The sequence below is a fragment of the Vibrio sp. Vb0937 genome (assembly GCF_033338855.1).
The window spans coordinates 1-1,126 of sequence record NZ_JAWOTK010000366.1 but is presented as its reverse complement, the minus strand read 5'-3'; the positions used below and the strand labels follow the sequence as shown (position 1 = coordinate 1,126).

Below are 1,126 nucleotides of genomic sequence, written 5' to 3'. Positions count from 1 at the left end.
GAGCCTGGTCTGCAAGTTATGAGCAAAGATGGCGAGTGGATCGATGTTCCATGTGACTTTGGTAACTTGATCATTAACATCGGTGACATGCTACAAGAAGCATCAGGCGGTTACTTCCCGTCGACGACACACCGAGTTATCAACCCAACAGGTGCTCGCCAAGAAAAATCGCGCATTTCATTACCGCTTTTCTTGCACCCAAAACCAGATACAGTACTTTCTGAGCGTTACACAGCACACAGCTACTTGATGGAACGCTTACGTGAGCTAGGCGTTATTTAATCAAACGCGATCCTGATTCCAAAGGTCGATGGTTTTTCGCTATCGGCCTTTTTTCGTTTATGGTACAAAAGTAACGACGTTGAGCTTTAAAACGTGCTCAATTTTAATCGCTTATAAATCAAACGAGGGCGCATGGAAGATCAATATGGCGTATGCGATAGCAGTCAGAGTGAAATAGAAAACCCGTTGCTTTGGCCAATGCTTGAGATTCTCAAAAAGCAACCGTCTGGTTGGAAAGTACACACCTTGGCCAGCAAGCTCAGTGAGCGCGGTTACATTAACCAGCTTGACCCCTTGCCAGATAAAGACTTATTCAAAAGAAACTTTCTGATAATGAATGCGCTGTATCAACTGCAAGAGACGCTCTTTCCGGACAGTTGGTTGCAAGTAGAAGCGATGGATATCATGTTGATGTCAGCATTAGAAGCGAGTAGAAACAGCGTCGATCCAAACGATCCTTTGCGACAATACTATTTGGATTGGAGCCATTATGAAGCGAACGAAGATGAAGTTCGTCGATTACTCAATGAGTTTTGGAGTCGTTATCAACGCTTTGTAGGCGGCGCCTCGGAGCATAACATCGATAAAGCGAAAGCGCTTAAACTCTTTGACCTAGCGGGTGATGCATCTCGTACTGAAATCCGCCGACAATGGCGAAAACTGGCGTTACGCTGGCATCCTGATAGAGAAAATGGCGATGCCGAAAGATTCAGAGTGTTGTGCGAAGCATGGAACGTGCTTCGAAATGGATAAATAGTAAATAACTACCTACTGTAGTCGATGGTTTAGGGATAAAAATAAAAAAGGCAGCGATTATCGCTGCCTTTGTGTTTTAGACAAGCCC

2 protein-coding genes are annotated in these 1,126 nt (G+C 44.7%); both read left to right on the top strand.

Annotated elements, in window-relative coordinates; translation table 11 throughout:
* The coding region (locus tag R7P67_RS25765; protein WP_318086443.1) for a 2OG-Fe(II) oxygenase family protein at positions 1-282 on the top strand (282 nt) is incomplete at its 5' end.
* Positions 283-414: 132 nt separating this feature from the next.
* Positions 415-1,035, top strand: a complete 621-nt coding sequence (locus tag R7P67_RS25760; RefSeq protein WP_021483976.1) for a DNA-J related domain-containing protein — start codon at positions 415-417, stop codon at positions 1,033-1,035.
* Positions 1,036-1,126 lie beyond the last annotated feature (91 nt).